33 protein-coding genes and 1 pseudogene are annotated in these 22,173 nt (G+C 54.3%); 2 read left to right on the forward strand and 32 right to left on the reverse strand.

Translation table 11 applies throughout. From position 1 onward, the window contains the following. Positions 1 to 14 precede the first annotated feature (14 nt). The 22 genes from secY to rpsJ all read right to left on the reverse strand — a co-directional run bounded on the left by secY (position 15) and on the right by rpsJ (position 11,264). Positions 15 to 1,385 carry a preprotein translocase subunit SecY gene (gene secY / locus RT018_RS09520; RefSeq protein WP_312941386.1) on the reverse strand — a complete coding sequence of 457 codons (1,371 nt, stop codon included), beginning with the start codon at positions 1,383 to 1,385 and terminating at the stop codon, positions 15 to 17. A gap of 1 nt (position 1,386) precedes the next feature. Further along, positions 1,387 to 1,827: a 50S ribosomal protein L15 gene (gene rplO / locus RT018_RS09525; RefSeq protein WP_312941387.1), complete on the reverse strand. Its 441-nt coding sequence runs from the start codon at positions 1,825 to 1,827 to the stop codon at positions 1,387 to 1,389. Between the two features lie 14 nt (positions 1,828 to 1,841). Next, positions 1,842 to 2,024 (reverse strand): 50S ribosomal protein L30, encoded by a 183-nt coding sequence (rpmD, locus tag RT018_RS09530; protein ID WP_040663522.1) that lies wholly within the window; start codon positions 2,022 to 2,024, stop codon positions 1,842 to 1,844. Between the two features lie 13 nt (positions 2,025 to 2,037). After that, positions 2,038 to 2,538 (reverse strand): 30S ribosomal protein S5, encoded by a 501-nt coding sequence (rpsE, locus tag RT018_RS09535; protein ID WP_312941389.1) that lies wholly within the window; start codon positions 2,536 to 2,538, stop codon positions 2,038 to 2,040. A gap of 18 nt (positions 2,539 to 2,556) precedes the next feature. Continuing rightward, positions 2,557 to 2,916 (reverse strand): 50S ribosomal protein L18, encoded by a 360-nt coding sequence (gene rplR / locus RT018_RS09540; RefSeq protein ID WP_312941390.1) that lies wholly within the window; start codon positions 2,914 to 2,916, stop codon positions 2,557 to 2,559. Positions 2,917 to 2,930: 14 nt separating this feature from the next. Further along, positions 2,931 to 3,476, reverse strand: coding sequence for a 50S ribosomal protein L6 (gene rplF / locus RT018_RS09545; RefSeq protein ID WP_294856677.1), 546 nt, complete (start codon positions 3,474 to 3,476; stop codon positions 2,931 to 2,933). A 15-nt stretch (positions 3,477 to 3,491) separates the two neighbouring features. Further along, positions 3,492 to 3,890: a 30S ribosomal protein S8 gene (gene rpsH, locus RT018_RS09550; RefSeq protein ID WP_312941392.1), complete on the reverse strand. Its 399-nt coding sequence runs from the start codon at positions 3,888 to 3,890 to the stop codon at positions 3,492 to 3,494. Positions 3,891 to 4,060: 170 nt separating this feature from the next. Further along, positions 4,061 to 4,246: a type Z 30S ribosomal protein S14 gene (locus RT018_RS09555; RefSeq protein WP_091127912.1), complete on the reverse strand. Its 186-nt coding sequence runs from the start codon at positions 4,244 to 4,246 to the stop codon at positions 4,061 to 4,063. Positions 4,247 to 4,261: 15 nt separating this feature from the next. Continuing rightward, positions 4,262 to 4,801: a 50S ribosomal protein L5 gene (gene rplE / locus RT018_RS09560; protein WP_312941395.1), complete on the reverse strand. Its 540-nt coding sequence runs from the start codon at positions 4,799 to 4,801 to the stop codon at positions 4,262 to 4,264. Between the two features lie 19 nt (positions 4,802 to 4,820). Continuing rightward, a complete protein-coding gene (gene rplX, locus RT018_RS09565) occupies positions 4,821 to 5,132 on the reverse strand; it encodes a 50S ribosomal protein L24 (protein ID WP_312941397.1) in 312 nt (103 codons plus the stop codon). Between the two features lie 14 nt (positions 5,133 to 5,146). Continuing rightward, on the reverse strand, positions 5,147 to 5,515 hold the full coding sequence (gene rplN / locus RT018_RS09570; protein WP_040663505.1) for a 50S ribosomal protein L14: 369 nt from the start codon (positions 5,513 to 5,515) through the stop codon (positions 5,147 to 5,149). Between the two features lie 14 nt (positions 5,516 to 5,529). Next, positions 5,530 to 5,787 (reverse strand): 30S ribosomal protein S17, encoded by a 258-nt coding sequence (rpsQ, locus tag RT018_RS09575; protein ID WP_041615533.1) that lies wholly within the window; start codon positions 5,785 to 5,787, stop codon positions 5,530 to 5,532. A 23-nt stretch (positions 5,788 to 5,810) separates the two neighbouring features. After that, positions 5,811 to 6,011, reverse strand: a complete 201-nt coding sequence (rpmC, locus tag RT018_RS09580) for a 50S ribosomal protein L29 (RefSeq protein WP_293007381.1) — start codon at positions 6,009 to 6,011, stop codon at positions 5,811 to 5,813. Position 6,012: 1 nt separating this feature from the next. Further along, positions 6,013 to 6,450 carry a 50S ribosomal protein L16 gene (rplP, locus tag RT018_RS09585; protein WP_293007379.1) on the reverse strand — a complete coding sequence of 146 codons (438 nt, stop codon included), beginning with the start codon at positions 6,448 to 6,450 and terminating at the stop codon, positions 6,013 to 6,015. After that, positions 6,450 to 7,634, reverse strand: coding sequence for a 30S ribosomal protein S3 (gene rpsC / locus RT018_RS15830; RefSeq protein WP_397360086.1), 1,185 nt, complete (start codon positions 7,632 to 7,634; stop codon positions 6,450 to 6,452). The genes rplP and rpsC overlap by 1 nt, the downstream gene beginning before the upstream one ends. A gap of 18 nt (positions 7,635 to 7,652) precedes the next feature. Then, positions 7,653 to 7,997, reverse strand: a complete 345-nt coding sequence (gene rplV / locus RT018_RS09595) for a 50S ribosomal protein L22 (RefSeq protein ID WP_312941402.1) — start codon at positions 7,995 to 7,997, stop codon at positions 7,653 to 7,655. A gap of 18 nt (positions 7,998 to 8,015) precedes the next feature. After that, complete coding sequence (rpsS, locus tag RT018_RS09600) at positions 8,016 to 8,279, reverse strand: 30S ribosomal protein S19 (RefSeq protein ID WP_312941405.1); 264 nt, start codon at positions 8,277 to 8,279, stop codon at positions 8,016 to 8,018. Between the two features lie 15 nt (positions 8,280 to 8,294). Continuing rightward, positions 8,295 to 9,128 carry a 50S ribosomal protein L2 gene (gene rplB / locus RT018_RS09605; RefSeq protein ID WP_312941407.1) on the reverse strand — a complete coding sequence of 278 codons (834 nt, stop codon included), beginning with the start codon at positions 9,126 to 9,128 and terminating at the stop codon, positions 8,295 to 8,297. Between the two features lie 36 nt (positions 9,129 to 9,164). Next, positions 9,165 to 9,461, reverse strand: a complete 297-nt coding sequence (rplW, locus tag RT018_RS09610) for a 50S ribosomal protein L23 (protein ID WP_294856698.1) — start codon at positions 9,459 to 9,461, stop codon at positions 9,165 to 9,167. After that, positions 9,461 to 10,084, reverse strand: coding sequence for a 50S ribosomal protein L4 (gene rplD, locus RT018_RS09615; protein WP_312941410.1), 624 nt, complete (start codon positions 10,082 to 10,084; stop codon positions 9,461 to 9,463). Before rplD ends, rplW begins: the two co-directional genes overlap by 1 nt. 18 nt (positions 10,085 to 10,102) lie before the next feature. Then, positions 10,103 to 10,822 carry a 50S ribosomal protein L3 gene (rplC, locus tag RT018_RS09620; RefSeq protein ID WP_312941412.1) on the reverse strand — a complete coding sequence of 240 codons (720 nt, stop codon included), beginning with the start codon at positions 10,820 to 10,822 and terminating at the stop codon, positions 10,103 to 10,105. Between the two features lie 130 nt (positions 10,823 to 10,952). Continuing rightward, the gene (rpsJ, locus tag RT018_RS09625) at positions 10,953 to 11,264 is read right to left on the reverse strand and encodes a 30S ribosomal protein S10 (protein ID WP_014116856.1); all 312 of its coding nucleotides are present in this window, start codon (positions 11,262 to 11,264) and stop codon (positions 10,953 to 10,955) included. Between the two features lie 475 nt (positions 11,265 to 11,739). On the opposite strand from rpsJ, the gene RT018_RS09630 reads away from it, so the two are divergent. Beyond that, complete coding sequence (locus RT018_RS09630; RefSeq protein WP_312941414.1) at positions 11,740 to 13,356, forward strand: putative manganese-dependent inorganic diphosphatase; 1,617 nt, start codon at positions 11,740 to 11,742, stop codon at positions 13,354 to 13,356. Between the two features lie 127 nt (positions 13,357 to 13,483). Here the strand turns inward: RT018_RS09630 and RT018_RS09635 are convergent, their stop codons facing one another. From RT018_RS09635 to RT018_RS09665, 7 genes are all read right to left on the reverse strand, one after another. Further along, complete coding sequence (locus tag RT018_RS09635) at positions 13,484 to 14,182, reverse strand: MBL fold metallo-hydrolase (RefSeq protein WP_312941417.1); 699 nt, start codon at positions 14,180 to 14,182, stop codon at positions 13,484 to 13,486. 92 nt (positions 14,183 to 14,274) lie between these two features. Next, positions 14,275 to 14,886 (reverse strand): DNA-3-methyladenine glycosylase, encoded by a 612-nt coding sequence (locus tag RT018_RS09640; RefSeq protein ID WP_312941419.1) that lies wholly within the window; start codon positions 14,884 to 14,886, stop codon positions 14,275 to 14,277. A gap of 78 nt (positions 14,887 to 14,964) precedes the next feature. After that, on the reverse strand, positions 14,965 to 15,972 hold the full coding sequence (locus tag RT018_RS09645) for a GNAT family N-acetyltransferase (RefSeq protein WP_312941421.1): 1,008 nt from the start codon (positions 15,970 to 15,972) through the stop codon (positions 14,965 to 14,967). Positions 15,973 to 16,660: 688 nt separating this feature from the next. Continuing rightward, entirely contained in the window at positions 16,661 to 16,867 is a 207-nt protein-coding gene (locus RT018_RS09650; RefSeq protein ID WP_312941422.1) for a copper ion binding protein, read from the reverse strand. 30 nt (positions 16,868 to 16,897) lie between these two features. After that, positions 16,898 to 17,044 carry a hypothetical protein gene (locus RT018_RS09655; RefSeq protein ID WP_312941424.1) on the reverse strand — a complete coding sequence of 49 codons (147 nt, stop codon included), beginning with the start codon at positions 17,042 to 17,044 and terminating at the stop codon, positions 16,898 to 16,900. A 150-nt stretch (positions 17,045 to 17,194) separates the two neighbouring features. Then, entirely contained in the window at positions 17,195 to 17,320 is a 126-nt protein-coding gene (locus RT018_RS09660) for a hypothetical protein (protein ID WP_312941426.1), read from the reverse strand. After that, entirely contained in the window at positions 17,317 to 19,827 is a 2,511-nt protein-coding gene (locus tag RT018_RS09665; protein WP_312941428.1) for a heavy metal translocating P-type ATPase, read from the reverse strand. The genes RT018_RS09660 and RT018_RS09665 overlap by 4 nt, the downstream gene beginning before the upstream one ends. 292 nt (positions 19,828 to 20,119) lie before the next feature. On the opposite strand from RT018_RS09665, the gene RT018_RS09670 reads away from it, so the two are divergent. After that, the gene (locus RT018_RS09670; RefSeq protein WP_312941430.1) at positions 20,120 to 20,479 is read left to right on the forward strand and encodes a helix-turn-helix domain-containing protein; all 360 of its coding nucleotides are present in this window, start codon (positions 20,120 to 20,122) and stop codon (positions 20,477 to 20,479) included. 262 nt (positions 20,480 to 20,741) lie between these two features. On the opposite strand, the pseudogene RT018_RS09675 reads toward RT018_RS09670, so the two are convergent. The 3 genes and pseudogenes from RT018_RS09675 to RT018_RS09685 all read right to left on the reverse strand — a co-directional run. Beyond that, positions 20,742 to 20,831, reverse strand: a pseudogene (locus tag RT018_RS09675) (cupin domain-containing protein); the annotation flags it as partial. A gap of 518 nt (positions 20,832 to 21,349) precedes the next feature. Continuing rightward, entirely contained in the window at positions 21,350 to 21,583 is a 234-nt protein-coding gene (locus RT018_RS09680; RefSeq protein WP_312941432.1) for a sigma factor-like helix-turn-helix DNA-binding protein, read from the reverse strand. A gap of 30 nt (positions 21,584 to 21,613) precedes the next feature. Next, positions 21,614 to 21,751, reverse strand: a complete 138-nt coding sequence (locus RT018_RS09685; protein ID WP_312941433.1) for a hypothetical protein — start codon at positions 21,749 to 21,751, stop codon at positions 21,614 to 21,616. Between the last annotated feature and the right edge of the window lie 422 nt (positions 21,752 to 22,173).

The following is a 22,173-nucleotide window of genomic DNA, read 5'->3' on the forward strand; positions in this document are numbered from 1 at the left end:
ATTTCGCCTCTTTCTTATTCCAGGAAGCCCTTATATTGGCGCATCAGCATCTGAGACTCCAGCGCGCGCACCGTTTCCAGCGCCACACCCACGATAATGATGACCGAAGTTCCGCCGATGCCCAGGGACGCGTGTTTAATCACCATACCTGCCAACAGGGGAACCATAGCCACGATGCCCAGATAGATGGCGCCAAAGAGCGTCACCTTGTTCAAAACCTTCCGGATAAAGTCCACCGTGGGTTTGCCCGGACGGAAGCCGGGGATAAAGCCGCCCTGCTTTTTCAGGTTGTTGGCAATCTCCACGGGATTGAACTGAATGGTAGAGTAGAAATAGCTAAATCCGATAATCAGGATAAAATACACCAACATATAGAGGGCGGACTTCGTATCCAGGAACTGAGAAAGCGCATAGCTGAAGGTTCCCTCCTCGCCCACGCCGGTGAATGCCATAACGGTAGCCGGCAGGGAGGCGATGGATTGCGCGAAGATGATGGGCAGCACGCCGGACATATTCACCTTCATGGGAAGGGTGGAGGTCTGGCCGCCGTACATCTTCCGACCCACCTGCCGCTTGGCATACTGGACGGGAATGCGGCGTTCAGCGCTGTTGATAAACACGATGAACACAATCAACGCCAGAATACCCACCAGCATCAGAACCACACTCCAAGGAGCGAGTGCCTGATCCAGCATATACTTTGCATTTTTCGCCGTGTAGCCTGCATCGAGAAGCGTCTGCTCCGTCAGCGTGCCGCTGCGCACGCTGGACCAAGTGATCACGCCCTCGTACATCCCGGACACCATACTGGGAACGCGAGAAAGAATACCCGCAAACAGGATGATGGAGATGCCGTTGCCCACGCCAAATTCGGTAACCTGCTCGCCCATCCACATTACGAAGGAGGAACCAGCGATGAAAGACACAATAATCACCAGTGCGGGCCAGATGCCTGCGTCGGTGAGGATGTCGTAGCGCTTCATAATCATATAGTAGCCGAATGCCTGCAAAATTGCAATGGCCACTGTGGCATACCGGGTGATAGACTGAATCTTCTTCCGGCCTTCCTCGCCGCCCTCCTTGGCCAGCCGCTCCAGAGCGGGAATGGCGACGGTGAGCAACTGAATGATAATGGAGCTGTTGATATAGGGCTGGATGCTCAGTGCGAAGACAGTTGCCTGCGCAAATGCTCCGCCGCTCATCACGTTATACAGCCCTAAGATGGTGGTGGTCTGGCTGTTCAGATAGCTGGACAGCGTAGCCGTGTCCACATAGGGAACGGTGATGGCGTTACCGATGCGGAAAATGAGCAAAATCAGCAAAGTGAAAATGATCTTCTTCCGCAGCTCGGGAATATCCCATGCTTTGCGAATCGTTGCGATCACGTTACTTCACCTCGGCCTTTCCGCCAGCTGCCTCGATTGCCTCCTTGGCAGATGCGGAGAAGGCAGAGGCCTGCACCGTCACTTTTTTTGTGACCTTGCCATTGCCCAGCACCTTAAATCCATAGGTGCATTTGGAAAGAATACCCTTTTCCAGCAGTGCCTGATCAGTGACGGTCTCGCCGTCTTCAAACAGATTCAGCGTGCTGAGGTTGATAATCTCCATGGGCTTTGCAAAGATATTGTTGAATCCGCGCTTGGGAACGCGACGCGCCAGAGGCATCTGGCCGCCCTCGAAGCCCACGCGGACCTTGCCGCCGCTACGGGCCTTCTGGCCCTTGTGGCCGCGGCCGCCGGTCTTGCCGTTGCCGCTGCCGGCGCCCCGGCCCTTGCGGTAGGGCTGCTGAACGGAGCCTTCGGCGGGAGACAGTTCGTTGAGTTTCATGTTTCCGTGCCTCCTTATTTCACTTCGGCGACCTGCAGCAGATAGCCGATCTTGGCGATCTTGCCGCGGGTCTGGTCGTTGTCGGGCTGCACGGTGATGTCACCGATTTTGCGCAGACCCAGAGAATGGGCGGTCAGAATCTGCTTTTCCAGACGACCGTTCAGGCTCTTGACGAGCTTAATATTCAAGTTTGCCATAATAAGCCCCTCCTTAACCCATAATCTCGCTGACGCTCTTGCCCCGGATCCGGGCCACTTCCTCCGGCCCACGCATGGACCGCAGTCCTTCGAAGGCGGCGGCGACCACGTTGTTGGCATTGTTAGAGCGCAGGCACTTGGTACGAATATCCTTAATTCCGGCAGCTTCCACCACGGCGCGGACCGCACCGCCGGCAATCACACCGGTACCGGGGGCGGCGGGCTTTAGCAGCACGCGTCCGGCGCCGGAGGCGCCGATCACCTCGTGGGGAATGGTGGACCCGGCCATCGTCACGGTAATCATGTTCTTCTTCGCAGACTCCAGGCCCTTGCGGATGGCCTCGGGAACCTCGGCGGCTTTGCCCAAGCCATAGCCGACCTTTCCCTTCTGGTCGCCCACCACCACCAGGGCGGAGAACTTCATTACGCGGCCGCCCTTAACGGTTTTGGAAACTCGGTTGAGGGCAACAACCTTCTCTGCGTACTCGCTGGGCTCTCTTTCAAATCTAGGCATGTTGTTTACCTCCTCCGATCAAAACTTCAGGCCGCCCTCGCGGGCGCCTTCGGCCAGTGCCTGCACACGGCCATGGTACAGATAACCACCGCGGTCGAAAACCACGTTCTCGATGCCCTTCGCCTTGGCCCGCTCGGCAATGAGCTTGCCCACGGCCGAAGCTGCGGCGGCGTTGCCGCCGTAACCGACGATCTCTTTATCCAGAGTAGACGCGGCCGCTAAAGTCTCGCCCTTCACATCATCGATAATCTGGGCATAAATGTTGGCCTCGCTGCGGAAGACATTCAGGCGGGGGGTAGCGGCGGTGCCGGAGATTTTGGCGCGCACCCTCTTGTGACGCTTCAAGCGCTGAGCATTTGTATTCGGCTTTTTAATCATATCGGCACACCTCCTTACTTCTTGGCGCCGGTCTTACCAACCTTGCGGCGGATGACCTCGTCAGAATACTTGATACCCTTGCCCTTATAAGGCTCGGGAGGACGCTTCTCGCGGATCTCGGCGGCAAACTGGCCCACAGCCTGCTTGTCGCAGCCGCGCACGATAATTTTATTGGGAGCGGGGACCTCAATGGTGATGCCCTCGATCTCGGAAACGATCACCTGATGGGAGAAACCCAGGTTCATCACCAGGTTCTTGCCCTCCTTAGCCACACGGTAGCCCACGCCGTTGACGTCCAGCTCTTTGGTGAACTCATTGGCGACGCCCTCCACCATGTTGTGGAGCAGGGTGCGGGTCAGGCCGTGCAGGGCCTTGTGCTGCTTATCCTCGGAGGGACGGTCCACGGTGATCGTGTTGCCGTCCTGCTTGATGATCATTTCGGGGCGCAGGGCCCGGGCAAGCTCGCCCTTGGGACCCTTTACGGTAACCACATTACCCTCTGCCACGTTGACGGTGACGCCGGCGGGGACGGTAATGGGCATTCTGCCGATTCTAGACATGATTTAGTACCCTCCTTACCAGACGAACGCCAGGACTTCGCCGCCGACATGTCCCTCGCGGGCCTTCTTGTCGGTCATGACGCCCTTAGACGTGGAAATGATCGCGATGCCCAGGCCGCGAAGCACGCGGGGCAGCTCATCGGCGCCCACATAGACGCGCAGGCCGGGCTTGCTGACACGGCGAAGACCAGTAATGACCTTCTCCTTGCCGGCGTTGTACTTCAAGGTGATGTGGAGCACGCCCTGCAGGCCGTCTTCCACCATCTGGAAGTTTTTGATATAGCCCTCATCCAGCAGAATTTGAGCAATGCTCTTCTTCATGTTGGAGGCGGGGACATCAACGGTGTCATGCTTTGCGCTGTTGGCGTTGCGGATGCGGGTGAGCATATCCGCAACCGGATCTGTGATATGCATGGATAAATCCTCCTATTTTTAGAGTTACGATTCCGAAGAACCGTTCAGGCAGCGAGGTATCACTATGAATGGAGCAGTCCGCTCGCGCGTGGTGCCCGATTCACAGTGACCTTTCGCCATCCTTCCACCAGGGCTTTCGGCCTAAGCGACAAACGTTAAATCGGCGGGTCTTAGAAAGACGCCTTCCGAACGCCGGGAATCTCGCCCTTGTAGGCCAGCTCACGGAAGCAGATACGGCAAACGCCGTAGTCCCGGAGATAGGCATGGGGGCGTCCGCAGAGTTTGCAGCGGTTGTACTTCCGGGAAGAGAACTTCGCGGGAGCCTGCTGCTTCAAAATCATAGACTTCTTAGCCATTATTCTCTTCCTTCCTTACTTGGCAAAGGGAGCGCCGACCTGCTCCAGCAGGGCGCGGGCTTCCTCATCGGTTTTTGCGGTGGTGCAGATAACTACATCCATGCCGCGGATTTTGTCAACCTTATCGTACTCGATCTCCGGGAAAATCAACTGCTCCCGAATGCCCAAGGCGTAGTTGCCTCGGCCGTCAAAGGAGTTGGGGTTGATCCCCTGAAAATCGCGGACGCGGGGCAGGGCCACGTTGAACAGCCGGTCCAGGAATTCCCACATCTTCGCGCCGCGGAGAGTGACCTTCGCGCCGATGGGCATTTCCTCGCGGAGCTTGAAGTTCGCAATGGACTTGCGGGCCTTGGTGATGATGGGCTTCTGGCCGGTAATCTGGGCCAGGTCACCTACCACGTTCTCCAAAACCTTTGCATTTTCCCGGGCCTCGCCGCAGCCCACGTTCACGACAACCTTGTCGATCCGGGGAATCTGCATGACGCTCTTATATTCAAACTGCTTCATGAGCGCGGGAGCGACTTCGGCGCCGTATTTTTCTTTCAGTTTTGCCATGTTCGTCTACTCCCCTTTCTCACAGCGCGGCGCCGCAGTGCTTGCACACGCGGACGCTCTTGCCGTTTTCAATCTTGTGGGCAACGCGGGTGCCCTTGTTGCACTTGGGGCAAACCACCTGCACTTTGCAGGAGGCAATCGCCGCCTCGCGCTTGACAATACCGCCGGTTTCACCCTGCTTGCGGGGCTTGACGTGGCAGGTCACCACGTTGATGCCCTCCACAACGACCCGGCTGGTCTTGGGCACACTGCCCATAACCTTGCCCTGCTTGCCCCGGTCCTTGCCGGAGAGAACGACCACGGTGTCGCCCTTTTTGACATTCATAGACATATCAGGCGTCCTCCTCAAATCACTTCGGGAGCCAGGGACAGGATCTTCATGTAATCCTTGTCGCGCAGCTCGCGTGCAACCGGCCCAAAGATACGGGTTCCTCTGGGGTTCTGGTCGTCCTTAATGAGGACGGCGGCGTTGTCGTCGAAGCGGACATAGGTGCCGTCGTTGCGGCGAACACCTTTGGCGCTACGAACGATGACGGCCTTCACCACCTCGCCCTTTTTCACGGTGCCACCCGGCTGGGCCTTGCGGACAGACGCCACAATAACGTCGCCGATGTTGCCAAACTTACGGGTGGAGCCGCCCAGAACGCGGATGCACTTGATCTCTTTGGCGCCGGTATTATCGGCAACCTTCAAATAGCTTTCCTGTTGGATCATAACTCGGCACCTCCTTACTTCGCTTTTTCAATAATCTCGACCACGCGCCACCGCTTGTCCTTGCTGAGGGGGCGGGTCTCCATAACCTTCACCTTGTCGCCGATGCCGCATGCATTTTCCTCGTCGTGGGCCTTCAGCTTGTAGGTGCGGCCGACAATTTTCTTGTACAGGGGATGGGCCACGCGGTCCTCGATAGCCACGACCACGGTTTTGTCCATCTTGTCGGACACAACCTTGCCGATTCTGGTCTTCCGGGAGGAAGTTCTCACCATTTCACTCATGTTCACTTACCTCCTTACTGCTTTCCGGAAGCCTGAAGCTCCCTCAACACGGTTTTGACTCTGGCAATGTCGTGCTTGGTTTCCCGAATCTTCAGGGGATTGTCAAGCTGATTGGTGGCGTGCTGCATACGCAGGAAAAACAGATCCTTCTTCAGGCCGGTCAGCTTCTCGTTGAGCTGCTCGGCATTCATCTTGCGAACTTCACTTGCCTTCATCTTACTCACCTGCTTCCTGAGCCTCCGAAGCAGCCTCGCGGATAACCAGCTTCGTCTTGATGGGCAGCTTGTGGCTGGCCAGACGCAGGGCCTCGCGGGCAGTTTCTTCGGGAACGCCGGCAATCTCAAACATGATACGGCCGGGCTTCACAACTGCAACCCAAAACTCGGGGGAACCTTTACCGGAACCCATGCGGGTATCGGCGGGCTTCTTGGTAACGGGCTTGTCGGGGAAAATCTTAATCCAGACTTGACCACCGCGCTTGGTGTAGCGGGTCATGGCGATACGGGCTGCCTCAATCTGGTTGCTGGTGATCCAGCCGGGCTCCATAGCCTGGAGGCCGAACTGACCGTAGGTGATCGTGTTTCCGCGGTATGCCTTGCCGGTCATACGGCCACGATGCACACGGCGGTATTTAACTCTTTTGGGCAGAAGCATTATTCAGCTCCTCCTTCCTTCTTGGGTTCAGCGGGGGCCGCAGGGGCAGCCGCCGGACGAGGGGTGTTGGTGTTGGTGCGGTTGAAGCCACCCTGAGGTGCGCGGTTGAAACCGCCCTGACCGCCTGCGGGGCCACGGTTGAAGCCGCCCTGGCCGCCTGCGGGGCCACGGTTGAAGCCGCCCTGGCCGCCTGCGGGGGCACGATTGAAACCGCCCTGGCCGCCTGCGGGGGCACGATTGAAACCGCCCTGGCCGCCTGCGGGGCCGCGGTTAAAGCCGCCCTGACCGCCTGCGGGGCCACGGTTAAAGCCGCCCTGGCCGCCTGCGGGGCCGCGGTTGAAGCCGCCCTGACCGCCTGCGGGACCACGGTTGAAGCCGCCACCTTGACCACCGGGGCCACGATTGAAGCCGCCGCCCTGGCCACCGGGACCACGATTGAAACCACCGGACCGACGATCGCCGCCGCGGAAGTCACCATCACGGCGAGGCCGACGCTCACGACGCTCCTGATAGGGCTTCGTGGTGTCCATGGTACGGGGGGTGGTGCGCAGGGTCTGAGAAAGGACCTCTCCCTTGTATACCCAAACCTTCACGCCGATACGGCCGAAGGTGGTGGCAGCCTCCGCGAAGCCATAATCAATGTCCGCGCGGATGGTTTGCAGGGGGATGGTGCCCTCGTGATAGTGCTCAACGCCCGCAATCTCGCGGCCGCCCAGACGACCGGAGCAGCAGCACTTGATGCCCTTGGCACCGGCGCGCATAGCGCGGGCCATGGAGTTCTTCATAGCGCGGCGGTGAGAGATGCGCTTTTCAAGCTGCTGGGCAATGTTCTCGGCCACAAGCTGGGCGTCCATGTCGGGGTTGCGAACCTCGACAATGTTCAGCTTCACCTTCTTGCCGGTCATCTTCTCAACGGTCAGACGATACTGCTCGATCTGCTCGCCGCCCTTGCCGATGACCACGCCCGGACGGGCGCAGTGCAGGAAGATGGTGATGGTGTCGTTGCTGCGCTCAATCTCAATCTTGGGAACGCCAGCACCATACAGAGTCTTCTTCAGGTACTTGCGGATTTTATGATCCTCAACGATCAGGTCGCCGACCTTCTCATCACTGGCATACCAACGGGAATCCCAGTCTTTGATGACGCCCACGCGCATGCCGTGGGGATTAACTTTCTGTCCCATAAAAAACTGTCTCCTCCCTTATGCCTTTTCCGTCACGGCCAGCGTGACGTGAGAACTTCTCTTGTTGATGCGGTACGCGCGGCCCTGTGCCCGAGGCATCATCCGCTTGAGGATGGGGCCGGGAGTGGCGTAGACCTGGCTGACGTACAGCTTGCTGGGGTCCATGGCGAAGTTGTTCTCCGCGTTGGCGGCGGCGCTCTTGAGAAGCTTCATCAGAGGCTCGGACGCAGCCTTGGGGGTCTGCATCAGAATTGCCATGGCGGTGCCCACATCCTTGCCGCGAATCAGATCGCAAACGATCTGTATTTTGCGGGGAGCGATGCGGACATAGCGCAGGAATGCCTTTGCTTCATTGTTTTCCATATTTCGCATCCTCCTTTATCAGTTTTTCTTTGCGTGGCCGCGGAAGGACCGGGTGGGGGCGAACTCGCCCAGCTTGTGACCCACCATGTCCTCCTGAACATAGACAGGCACATGCTTGCGCCCGTCGTGCACGGCGATGGTATGACCCACGAAAGCGGGGAAGATGGTGGAGCTGCGGCTCCAGGTCTTCAGCACCTGCTTTTCGTTCTTCTCGTTCATTGCCTCAACCCGCTTGAGAAGCTCAGGGGCAACATACGGGCCTTTTTTGACAGATCTGCTCATAATCTACTTGCCTCCTTACTTCTCGTTCCGGCGCTTAACGATAAACTTGCTGGTGGGGTTCTTGCCCTTACGGGTCTTGTAACCCATGGCGGGCTTGCCCCAAGGCGTCACAGGGCCAGGACGGCCGACAGGTGCGCGGCCTTCGCCGCCGCCGTGGGGGTGATCGTTGGGGTTCATGACGCTGCCGCGGACCGTTGGACGCCAGCCCATGTGGCGCTTGCGTCCAGCCTTGCCGATGTTGATGTTCTCGTGGTCAATGTTACCCACCTGACCGATGGTGGCCATGCAGTTGATCCGCACAATACGCACCTCGCCGGAGGGCATGCGAATCTGAGCGTCCTTGCCCTCCTTGGCCATCAGCTGGGCGGAGGTACCGGCAGAGCGCACCAGCTGGGCGCCGTTTCCGGGATGAAGCTCAATGTTGTGGATAACGGTACCCACGGGAATCTTCTCGATGGGCAGCGCGTTGCCCGGCAGAATGTCGGCGTCGAGTCCGGTCATGATTTTGTGCCCGGACTTCATGCCAACAGGAGCCAGGATGTAGCGCTTCTCGCCGTCCTCATACTGGATGAGGGCGATGTTGGCGCTGCGGTTGGGATCGTACTCCAGACGCAGGACAGTGGCGCTTCCCTGCTTGTCGCGCTTGAAGTCGATGATGCGGTATTTGCGCTTGTTGCCGCCGCCGCGGTGGCGGACGGTGATACGGCCATAGCTGTTGCGGCCGGAGGACTTCTTCAGAGACTCGGTGAGGCTGGGCTCGGGCTTGGCTTTCTTGTCAAGGCCGTCGAAACCGGAAACCGTCATCTGTCTTCTGGAAGGCGTCGTCGGCTTATAAGATTTAATAGACATCGCTTAACACTCCTTACAGTTATATCGGTTCCGGTCTTAGACCATCCCCTCGAAGAACTCGATGGTCTTGGATTCGTCGGTGAGCTGGACATAGGCCTTTTTCCAGGTCTTGGTCTTGCCGGGGCGGCCTGCGCCGCGGCGCTTCTCCTTGCCCGGAACGGTCAGCGTGTTCACGCTTTTAACCTTCACGCCGAAGATCTCCTCAACGGCCTTCTTAATCTCGATCTTACCGGCTTCCTTGGCAACCTCGAAGACATATTTCTTGTCGGCGACGGCGCCCATGGCGCGCTCGGTGATAATCGGGCGAATCACAATATCGTAACTGGTGGCCATTATGCGAACACCTCCTCGATTTTGGCGAGCGCAGTCTGGTCAATGACCAGCTTCTTGGCATTGAGAATGTCATAGACGCTCAGAATGGTGGCGGTGGTGGTAGACACGCCGGGAAGATTCCGGGCGCTCTTGACCACGACGTCGTCCTTCTCAGGAACGATGACCATGGCCTTGCCGTCGGCCTTAACGGCATCCAGGAACTTGCGGAAATCGGCGGTCTTGATGGCGTCCATCTTAATGGAGTCCACCACGATGATCTCGCCGTCCGCGGCCTTGGCGGACAAAACGGACTTCAGCGCCAGGCGCTTGATCTTCTTGTTCAGGACATAGCTGTAATCCCGGGGCTTCGGGGCAAACACGATGCCGCCGTGGGTCCACTGGGGAGAACGGGTGGAACCCTGACGGGCATGACCGGTTCCCTTCTGACGCCAGGGCTTTCTGCCGCCGCCGGAAACCTCGGCGCGGGTCAGGGCGCTCTGGGTGCCCTGCCGGCAGTTGGCCAGGTGATTCTTTACGGCCTCGTGGACGACGGCCCCATTCGGCTCGATGCCAAAGACGGCGTCGCTCAGAGTGACCTCGCCGACTTTTGCGCCGGACATATTCAAAACTTCAACATTAGGCATATTCTAAGCACCCCTTTCTCACTTGCTTCTCGCGGAAGCCTTCTGCGGGTTGCGGCCGGAAGCCTTCTGCGGGTTGTGGCTAATGCCGACCTCCGCGTTCTTGGCCCGGTGCGTCTTCACGGTGGTCTTCACGGTGACAAGGCTGCCCTTGGGACCGGGAATCGCGCCGCAGACCACCAGCATGTTCAGCTCCGGATCCACCTTCACAACCGTCAGGTTCTGCACGGTGACCTGCTCCACACCCATGTGGCCCGCGCCGATCTTTCCCTTAAAAATCTTGGAAGGATCAGAAGAAGAGCCCATGGAGCCCGCATGACGGTGCACAGGGCCGCCGCCGTGGCTGGTGGGCGTGCGGTGAGCGCCGTGGCGCTTGATGACGCCGGCAAAACCGTGGCCCTTGCTGGTGCCGGTCACGTCCACGAAGTCGCCTGTCTGGAACACGTCGGCCTTTACAATGTCGCCCACGTTCAGCTCGACACCGTTATCCAGGCTGAACTCCCGCAGGTGCTTCTTGGGGCTCACGCCCGCCTTGGTTAAATGGCCCATCTCAGGCTTGGTGAGCTTGCGCTCAGCCACGTCCTCGTAGCCCAACTGGACAGTTTCATAGCCGTCTCTCTCCGTGGTCTTCTTCATGGTGACCACGCAGGGACCGGCCTCGATCACGGTGACGGGAATTACGTGACCGTTTTCATCAAAGATCTGGCTCATACCGACCTTTTTGCCGATGATTGCTTTCATGTATGTTCCTCCTTAAAGGTTATTGGTCGGCTTAGATACGGCCGCGCCGCATTGCTCTGCCGACATGACCCGTCCGCCCCGCAAGTTGGCAGACAATGGGTGAGCAACGAATTAAATGTGGGAAAGGGTCTTACAGCTTGATCTCAATCTCAACGCCCGCAGGCAACTCCAGGGCCATCAGCGCTTCCACAGTCTTGGGGGTGGAGCGGGTGATGTCGATGAGGCGCTTGTGGGTGCGGCGCTCAAACTGCTCGCGACTGTCCTTGTACTTGTGGACGGCGCGCAGGATGGTGACGACCTCTTTCCGAGTGGGCAGAGGAATGGGGCCGGAGACTTCGGCGCCGGTGCGCTTTGCGGTCTCGACGATCTTCTCTGCGCTCTGGTCGATGACCTGATGGTCATAGGCCTTCAGACGAATGCGAATCATTTGCTTCTGTGCCATAAGTTGTTTCCTCCTGAATTTCGTACATAGTTTTTTTGTTGTTCCGAAAACTGTGTACGGCGGGAAGTTTTTCTGTACGCTTATCCGTGCGTATCATTCTCGCTCATGAAAAATACCGGCGCAATACGGCCGGTACCCAAACATGGCGCAGCGATCTACGCAACGTGCAGATTCCTTCTCAGCCGCCCGATCATCGGACATACTCCCCGAAAGTTACCGAGGCAAGCCCCGCAATCTCCCGGTTCATCGCAGTTTGCGCGTTTTAGGCATAGTTCGCCTTTCACGCGCTCAATTATGATACAAGATATATGTCCGGATGTCAAGTGGAATTTTATATTTTGCTGCAATTTTCGGGAAGATTCTTTGTAAAGGTTTGCATACGGTTTATCTTGTAACCCCAGAGGGGATATAGTACAATGAAACCATCATTAATCCAACCGGGCGAATCCGCCCGCAAAGTGAAAGGAATATTTGCATGGACACCATCTATGTCACCGGGCACCGCAACCCCGACACAGACTCCATCGTCTCCGCCATGGCTTATGCCGCCCTGCGCAATTCTCTGGGAGACCGGGAATACACGGCAGCATGCCTCGGCAGGGTAAACGATGAAACACAGGCCGTGCTGGACCGCTTTGGTTTTGAGCCGCCCATGCTGCTGAGAAACGTGCGGACTCAGGTGGACGACCTCTCCTATGACACGCCGCCGCTGCTCAGCTCCGGCGTCACCGTCAGTCGAGCGTGGCGCACGATTCACCAGGACGCGAATACCAAAGCCATCCCCGTCACCAATGAGGACGGGACGCTGTACGGAATGCTCTCCTCCGGAGACATTGCCTCCTATGATATCTCCTCCGTCCGCAATCCTCACGTCAACAACATTCCCCTGTACAATCTTCTATCCGTTCTGGAAGGCAAAGTGCTTAACAACGCCGGCGAGCGGGTGGATACCATCTCCGGCGAAGTGACCATTGCCCTGCCCTCCTCCCACAAAAACCTCATGTTTGATGCAAAGGACAGCATTGTCGTGTGCGGCGACCAGCCGGATATGATTCGCTATGCCCTGGAGTTGGGGGTCCAGTGCCTGATCGTATGCCAATCGGAGGTAAGTGAGGAGTTGCGGACCATGGAGACGGAGACGTGCCTGATTTCCACACCCTACGAAGCCTACCGCACGGTGCGGCTGATCTGCCTCTCGTTGCCGGTAAACCGGATTTGTAAAACAGAAGACCTTGTCTGTTTTCATCTGGATGACTATATCGACGACGTACGGGAAACGGTTTTGAAAAGCCGCTTCCGCTGCTATCCCATTTTGGACGATGAAGAGAAGGTGGTGGGAACCCTGTCCCGCTTCCACCTGCTGCGCCCCGCCCGCAAGCGGGTGGTTCTGGTGGACCACAACGAAGCGGCACAGGCCGTCCGTGGACTGGAACAGGCCGAAATCTTGGAAATCATTGACCACCACCGCCTGGCCGACATCCAGACCGGGAATCCCATCTATGTGCGCAACGAACCGGTGGGCAGCACCACCACCATCGTGGCTGGGATGTATCAGGACCGGGGGCTGATGCCTTCGGAAAAAATGGCAGGGCTGATGGCCGCGGCCATTCTGTCCGACACGGTTATGTTCAAATCCCCCACCTGCACCCAGCGGGACATCGACATGGCAAATCGCATGGCTCGTCTCGCCAAAATATCTCTGGATGAGCTGGGCCATATGATTTTTTCCGTCTCCAGCGGCGAAACCCATTCGGCGGAAGAGCTTTTGATGACGGACTTTAAGGAATTCCATATCGCCGGACACGACCTTGGCGTGTCCCAGATTACCTGCGCCGACTCCGGGCAATTTCTCGCCCGAAAAGAGGAGCTTGTGGAATCTCTGCACCGAATGCGCATAGAAAAGCACTATGACCTAGCGATTTTGATGCTGACCGATGTCTTGCAGGAAGGCAGCCGCCTCTTTTTTTCAGGGGACGAGCAGACCATCCAGCAGGCGTTCAATGCCAAGACGGAAAACGGCAGCGTCTTCTTGCCCCACGTTATGTCCCGGAAGAAGCAGGTGATCCCCGCCCTCTCCGCCCTCTGGGGCTGATGTGGCAGAACTCGTTTTGCTCCGGCATGCCAACGCAATCCAAAAGAGCGCCGCATAGCGGCGCTCTTTTGGTCTTCTCCTATTATATTTATATAATGTAATTACGAGATTCCTTCTGAAGCGGCCTTCAGCTCGGCAAATACACTCCACCATGATAGCAATAATACGCCCTCGCCTTCAGCGCCAGCAGCATTTCAAGCGATGCCTCCGCCGCTTCCCTGTCCAGCGCAAATTGGGGGTTCGCTGTCACGGGCAAACCGTTTTCCAACGCCATGGCGTCCCCGGTAATCACAAGGGACTCATCTTCCAAAAGCAAAGAAGTATGCCCAGGTGTGTGGCCCGGGGTGGCAACGACGCGACAACCTCCGCACCAGTCCATCCGGTCCCCATCCTGCAAAAGCCGGTCTACCGCCACCGGCTCTACCCGACGCAGCAATTCACAAAACGCGCGTCCGAATTCCTGCATCTCCGGCGGCAATGTCTCCTGCATCTCCTCCGCCTGGCGAAGCCGCAGTGGCTTTTCCCTTCCAGAGATAAACGGCTCCTCGGCAGGAGATGCGTAAATCTTTATATCAGGATTCGCCCGCCGCAGCGCGGCGGCGGCGCCCATGTGGTCATGATCTTGATGCGTGAGAACGAGCGCTGTCAATTCCTGCACCGACAGCCCGATTTCTTTCAATTCCCGCTCCACATTTGGCAGCGCGCCAATCCATCCGCAGTCCACAAGAACGGTGCTCTTCCCGTATTGCAGTACCGTGGGATATATCGTCTCCTCCACCCCCTGAAACGCCATTGTGACGGTAAGCCTGTGTATTGTATGTTCCATTTTCATGTTCCTTTCTCGCTTGCAAGGTGCCGCCACTCTCTCAAACGGCAAAAACTCCTCGTCAAAGCCGGAATTTCTTTCCCGGCCTCTCCTCATCTAACCGACACGTATTTGTTATCCTTTATATAGAATCTCCACGGGTAGTCCTTTGCCTCTCCGGCATAGTCCACACCCACCCGCTTTGCCGTCACCACGGAAAAGTCGGTTCTTTCCCCATCCTCTATATACAACATATTTCCGCATAAATCCACGCCGTTCAACCGCCTGTCCAGCCCCAGCGCGCGGCAAAGTTTTCCAGGCCCGTTGGTCAGGCCAAGACCCTGGCTGTTCGTCAGCTCGTCGTAAAGTCTTCCAAATCGCGCCAGCGCCATCTGCTCCAAGCCCTCCAGCGGCTCTAATCCGCGGATCAACACCGCCTGCGGAATTTCCTTCTCAGCCACCACCACGTTGAAGCAGCAGTGCATTCCGTAAATCATAAACACATAGGCGAAGCCCGCCTCTCCGTACATAGCCTCCACCCGGGGCGTTCTCCTTCCGCCATAGGAGTGGGCGGCCCGGTCCGTCACCCCCATATAGGCTTCCGTCTCCACAATTCGCGCCGCGATTCTCTCTCCACCGGTTTCCCGGACAAGCACCTTGCCCAGAAGCGCCTTGGCAACGGAAAGCGAATCCCGGCTGTAAAATGCTCTGCCCAGTTTTTCCACGGCTAACGCCCCCTCTGCTTCGGCCCCAGCAGGTCTTTTCGCCTGCCGGCTCTTATCTCACAGTGAAATCAAACAATGTCATGCTTGCGTCCATACCATCCGATACTCCGCCTCCCCGGTGTTTTCATCCATTTGCTCCTGCTCGATCGCAAACCCCTCCCGCTGATAAAAGCGAACTGCCCTTTCGTTCTTTTGGTAAACGGATAAGCTCAGCTTGGGATAAAGCGCCTTTGCCTTGTCAAGCAACCGCTTTCCGATTCCCGTCGACTGCGCTTCATTGGAAACGAAAATTCCCGCAATGTATCCGCTGTCTATTCCTAGGAAGGCCTTGATTTCCCCCCTTATTTCACAGACATAAACTTCCGCGCAGGGAAGCGCGCCCTTGACCATTTCAAAATTGCTTTTCCAGTAATCCTCCGGTACAAAGCAATGCGCCCGTATGTTGGTATCCAGCCATATCTTCATGATTTCTTCCAAATCGCCAGTTTGAAATTTTCTAATTTCAATTCCATTGAACAGCAGCTCCAAGAACATCTCTTTGATGCGATACAGCTTATCCTTGCTTGCGGAAGTTCTCGCCAGGACCCGAATTCCAATCAGGGTATTTTGCAAAAACTCCGCCCAGATCCGGGCATCCTGATGACAGGGAATTTCGCCTGACTCCTGTCCTTTACGAATGATATCGAACAGCCCTTGCTCCATCTGAAGAAATGCTTGATTCACGATTTTATCGGCTTCTCCATCACGCGGAGCCAGTTCGTTTGCCGCATTCACAAAGAAGCAACCTGAACGTTCGCATTTATTTCCTTCAATCATTTCATCAAAGGCATCCTGTATTGCTTGCTTTGCTGTTGCAGCATCGGAAATTACAGCCCGAAATCTCTCCGCGCTCGATTTCCCGTAGCACTGAATTGCTTTCAAATACAATTCCCGTTTATCCCCAAAGGTATCGTATAAGCTTTTGCGATGAATTCCCATATGCTCTACCAGATCGCTCATCGACGTCTTTTCATACCCTTGCTTCCAAAATAATTCTATGGCCTTCTGCAAAGCCACATTTTCATCAAATTCTTTATTTCTACTCATAATAATTCTTCCTTCGGCGTACCACCTATTAAGATAGATGTAACCTCTACTCCTTATTTCGCTAAAAATTCCAGCGCCACATTCAAAATATCTTTGCAGTTAGAAGGATTCCGCCGCGTTCCGGAGTCCCTCAAATAACTAGGTTGTCCTATGGAAGGCGCTTTGCCAAAGCGTCACCCTTCAGATTGGGTGTTCTTTAGCATGATTGCCATGATTGGCTTTATTCGATGATTACACCATACTCATTTTGGAACATTCGGTCAAGAATTATTTCAAAATCCGCACATCAGATTGAAATCAGATATGCAATGGTTGCTAATCCAACTATTTTAAGCGATCCCCTGTAAGGCGCTATTGCCCGCGAAGGAGACCATTATGAAAAGAACTTGTTTTGGAATATGCTATTTGATTTTATGTTTCATGCTTGTGGCTTGTGGAAATAATCTCTCTAACATTACGAATAGCACGTATCGTGATTTTACGGCCGAGAGGAAAGAGGAGGAATATAAACTATCTGGAAAATCACAGGAGGATTGCTTATAACCGGGTGGCTTTTCACGTATATGAAGCAAACGCGGCCGATCCGGCCGATCTATTCGCATGCAGCTTGTTTCTTCAACATGAAATCCCATTTCGTACTAAATGCTCAAAAGGGGGAATCGCACACCGCGATTCCCCCTCGTGAGCGTTACGATATAACGTCGTAGCCCTGTTCTTCAATTTCATTTTTGATTTTTTCAAGGGAAAGCTCCGGCGCGTGCTCCACGGTCACGGTTTTTGCTTTCAGGTCAACCGCCACATTCGATACGCCGGGAAGTGCACTCACCGCGTTTGTGACTGCCTTCACACAATGCTCGCAAGACATTCCGTCCACATTCAAAACCGTCTTTGTCATTTTTCAAATACCTCCATTTAACAAATAAGACTATTTCAAGTCAAAGGGCTTCAGAAATTTCCAGGCCTCCTGCATTTTTCCGTTCAGCTCAACCACAACCTGTGCGTATGCCCAGCCTTCAACCTTTTCGGGGGCAAGTCCCGCATCAAGGAAGGGCTGTGCACTCAGCTCCAGCATAACATCGTAAAGCGGAGCTTTGCTGGTATCCTCGCTCCAAATGAAGCGCGCCGAATCGTCCGGTGCGGTCAGCGCCCAGCCTACATTTTCCGCGTCAGCCTCCCCCCTGTCGGGAACGGTATTGATGACTTCTTCAAACGAGGGGATGGATTACCTGCCCACCACATCCAGCGCACTTGGTCCCGCGCAAGCGGTGAGGTCCATGGCAATGGACAGTCCCACCGCCGCTGTCAGCCAGGTCTTGGGTGACACAATCATTCTTTGTTGTCTTTTCATAATGGTGCACCTTCCCTCCCCACAGTTGCTTCTCTTACGGGACTGGGTGCCTTAAATCTTTTCAAGCGCAAGGCATTTGTCAAAACAGACACGGAGCTGAGGCTCATCGCCGCCGCCGCAAACATCGGATTCAGCAAAGGCCCGCCGAACAGGTGGAGCACGCCCGCCGCAATGGGAATTCCAATCACGTTATAACCAAACGCCCAAAACAGGTTTTGCTTAATATTACGAATCGTTTTCTTGCTCAGGTCAATCGCGGTGGGAACGTCGGTCAGTTGGCTGCGCATGAGAACAATATCCGCGCTTTCCATGGCAACGTCCGTGCCGGAGCCGATGGCGATTCCAATGTCCGCCTGTGCCAGCGCGGGTGCGTCGTTGATCCCGTCGCCGACCATAGCTACCTTCCGACCTTCGCTTTGCAGCTTCTTAACTTCATTGGATTTATCCTGAGGAAGCACCTCGGCCAGCACACGGTCAATTCCCACCTGCTTTGCAATGGCATCGGCGGTTTTGCGGTTATCGCCGGTAATCATAGCCACTTCAATCCCCATTTTATGCAGGCTTTCTATCGCCGCTTTGCTGGAAGGCTTTACCACGTCGGCCACCGCAACAATTCCCGCCAGTCTACCATCAACGGCAACGTACATGGGTGTTTTTCCCTCGCTCGCCAAGCGATCGGAGTCCTTTTCCAGCGCCGTGAGCGAGATTTCACGTTCGTTCATCAGTTTGCGGTTTCCAGCCAGAATATTCTGTCCGGCGATTCTTGCTTCAATGCCTCGCCCGGTAATGGAGTTAAAGCCCTCCACCTTGACAAGCTCCAGCCCCTTATCCTGCGCACCTGCGACAATCGCCTGCCCCAAGGGATGCTCGGAAGCTTTTTCCGCAGAAGCGGTCATTTCTAACAGATGGTCTGCATCCACCCCCTCTGTGGTAAGCACATCGGTGACGGTTGGCTTGCCCTCGGTAATGGTTCCTGTCTTATCAAACACAATGGTATTGATTTTATGGGCCGTTTCAAGGGCTTCGCCGCCCTTGATCAAAATTCCGTTTTCCGCGCCCTTGCCAGTACCAACCATAATCGCCGTGGGGGTCGCCAAGCCCAACGCACAGGGGCAGGCAATCACCAGCACGGAAATAAAGATAGTCAGCGCAAATTTAATATCGCCGCCGCTTCCGAAGTACCATGCTACGCCAGCCACCAATGCAATGATGCATACGATGGGGACAAAGATACCGGAAACCTTATCCGCCATGGCCGCAATGGGGGCTTTGCTGCCCTGGGCATCCTCAACGAGCTTGATAATCTGCGCCAAAGCCGTGTCACTTCCGACTTTTTCGGCCTTGAACTGAATCGTTCCTGTCGTGTTGAGGGAGGCGGCATACACCACGTCACCGGCCTTTTTATCCACGGGCATACTCTCACCCGTCAGCATGGACTCGTCGATGGAGGTGTGTCCCTCGGTCACCGAGCCGTCCACCGGGATTTTCGCACCGGGCTTAACAATGATAATGTCTCCGATCTCAACCTCTTCAATGGGGATTTCCTTTTCCACACCGTTTTCAATAACGAGAGCCGTCTTCGGTGCAAGGCCCATCAGCTTTTTAATCGCTTCACTGGTCCGGCCCTTGGAAACGGATTCAAGAGACTTGCCCAGCAAAATCAGCGTGATAATCACGCCTGCCGACTCATAGTACAGCGCATCCACCGCCATAAAATGTCCCGTCCATATCTGCCAGGTATTGTAGATGCTGTACAGCACGGCGGCGGTTGTGCCGATTGCGATTAAGGAATCCATGTTGGGGCTTCGGTTCCAAAGGGCTTTGAAGCCCACCGTATAGAATTTATAGCCCACACCAATCACGGGAATCACCAACAGCAGCTCCGCCAACGCATATATAAATGGATAGTTCATAGGCGCAAGCCCGGATGGGAACGGTAATTTTACCGCCGTAATCATGGGGGCCATGGCGATATACAGCAAGGGTATGGAGAATATTGCAGAAATCGTAAATTTGGTCCAAAGCGTTTTAATTTCTTTCTGCTTGCGCGCCCTGTCTTCATCTGCTGCGTCTGCGCTGTTCACCTCCAGGGCCTGATATCCCGCCTTCTGGATTGCCTCCTTGATGGCAGAGAGCCGCACAACATGTGGATTATAGGAGACAGTTGCCTTTTCGGTGGCAATATTGACGGATGCACTTTCGACGCCCTCCAGCTTGCCGATCGCTTTTTCCACCCGCTGGGCACAGGCGGCGCAAGTCATCCCTCCAATGGGAATGGTCACCTTGCTGTCGGCGCTCTTTTCAACAACCTCATAGCCGATTTTTGCGACCGCTTCTTTGATTGTGGAAAGAGGCAGTTTGCTTTCGTCATATTCCACGAACAGCTTTTCGCTGGCCAGGTTCACACTGGCCTGCCCAATCCCCGGCAGCTTTTTGACTGTCTTTTCAATTCTCTGTGCACAAGCGGCACAGGTCATTCCCCGAATACTAAGAACCTGATTATTCATATTGAATCACCTCTCTAATTTCCCACGTCTGCCAGTGAAGCTGGTAAGAACTTCTTTTAATTATACTTTTATTATAGTCTTAAATTTAATTTGAGCAAGTATGCACTATATTGTAATATAGTACCCTAAATGATACTAATGCTTCTTCCTCGCCTCAGTCTCCCTGTATCATACGGCCGGCTCTTGACATCTATTTATCCTATTGCTATTATTATAATATCAATTAACATTTTGACAAGTATGCACTTAAATGTAATATAGCATCAAAAAGGATACTAAGGGAGGAACTATTATGAACGGCAGCCACGCCGAATATAACTGTCCTGTGGGAGCTACGATTGATTTAATCGGTGGAAAATATAAAGCACTGATCCTGTGGCACTTAATTGACACCACACTGCGCTTTGGTGAGCTTCATAAGATTATTTCACAGGCAACCCCAAAAATGCTGACTCAGCAGCTTCGGGAATTAGAAGAAGCCAATCTCATCACGCGTACGGTATACCCAGTTGTACCGCCTAAGGTCGAGTATAGACTAACCGAATTTGGGAAGAGTCTGCGGCCAATTTTGGAAACCATGTACGCATGGGGCGCGGATTATCTCAGGGACAACGGAAAAGAGATCACCTGTTCCATGACCGCACACGCATAATTCCTATTCTCCGGAAAGCGATGAATGCTTACCTGTGTCTACTTACAGGTTGATTAACAATAAAAAAGAGGCTAAGTTTGCAGGTCATGAACATCGACCTGCAAACTTAGCCTCTTGATTTTTAACGGATATAATATTCTCCTTTGCAGGTCCCTGCGATCCGTGCCTTGAGCGGTCAAAGATCTGGCGCTTGAACCTGATAAGAAATTATCGTTTCTTGAAGTAGGGTGCGTTATTTCAACAAAGATCATATGATTTCTTTTTATATCTTCTCAGGGCTCTCGACAGTTCTGTCGTTTTTGACATTCCCCGTGTTTAAGGTTTCCTTAGGTTCAATGAGCATGACATGCACACCTGAGCAACCGGCAGTCTGCTGTCCTCATAGTATTTGACATCAAATTGCCATACTTCTTCTTCGTTTTCCGCTGCTCTTATTCGACACTACTTCCCAGAGCAAAAGCCAATTGGATTTATAGGGCAGTCAATTTAGACCAGCCAAGGTTTGGGCTGTCATGGGAATCTCACCCCAGCCGGGTTCTCCGGCTGCCGCGCCCATCGCGATGTCTGTGGCTATGCGGAAGTATCATTGCAGGCTGTTCAGATCTTGGCGGTACGATCCACCACGGATCGTTTTATGGACGAACATTTATCGCCCTGCACCTTTGATGCTATCGTTTTTACAGACAGCTAATCTGTCTGCAGGTGGTCATGGCGTGTTCTCCAATGCCGCTTTCGCTCATCACGCTTAAATAGCTAACGTATCTAAACTGCTGGATATTCAATTTTCAAAGAGCGACAGAGAACAAAAAGATCCCTCACTTCTATAAAGAAAAAAGTAAGGGAGCTGCACCGAATTATTTTAAATTTCAATCAGTTTTTTAGCTTTTTTAGAATTCTGCATTTTCGATCGTGAATAGTCATGTTAGATATTCCGGTTTTTGAAGCTAATATTCGCTCACTTTTACCATTGAAAAATAATTCATAGATCAACAGCCGTTCTTCAACCGTTAAAGCATCAAGTGCTATATGTAGTTTCAGAAACTGTTCCTGCTCAATCCGCATGTCCTCTATACTCCGCTGAAAACGAGTAATTAAAAACTCCACATTAACGCCCTCGTCTTGGAATCGATCCAATTAAAGCTCAAATTGATGAATAAGCTTGTTTTGATAACGCTCCGCTTCACGCTCTTTATGATCTGTACGGTAGACAGTCTCGCTGACTTCCACGCGGTTACTTTTAACAACGATTGTATATTTCTTATTTTCTGACATATGCTTGTCCTCCTGATTTTCAAAATTGAGATGAAAACGAAGGACAAGCGGTGGTGATCGACATCTTGCAGTAATTCCGTATAACAAAAAAAGAGCGTACCTACAGACATATTTGTCCTTTTGTACACTCTCATGTTTCAGTTCGCACTCTACATGTTCCGACAGTTCGTGTTGATAGCCTTAGCTCTCCAATGAGAAGTACAGGCTTTTTTTAAGAAAGTACCTATAAGGCTACTTCTTATTATGTAAGCGATTCAATGTCGCTGCAAGGAATCCGCAGCAGCGCAGTCATTATTGAACAACACATAAAGCACCCCTCCAAACTTTACGGGTTTGGAGGGTTCAATAATTTTTGCATAGGAAATGCCCCGCCCAAACTCACGTTTTTTTATTTGGTGAGTATATCCTTGGATTTTATTCAA

This window comes from Oscillibacter sp. (genome assembly GCF_032060045.1).
Lineage (GTDB): Bacteria > Bacillota > Clostridia > Oscillospirales > Oscillospiraceae > Oscillibacter.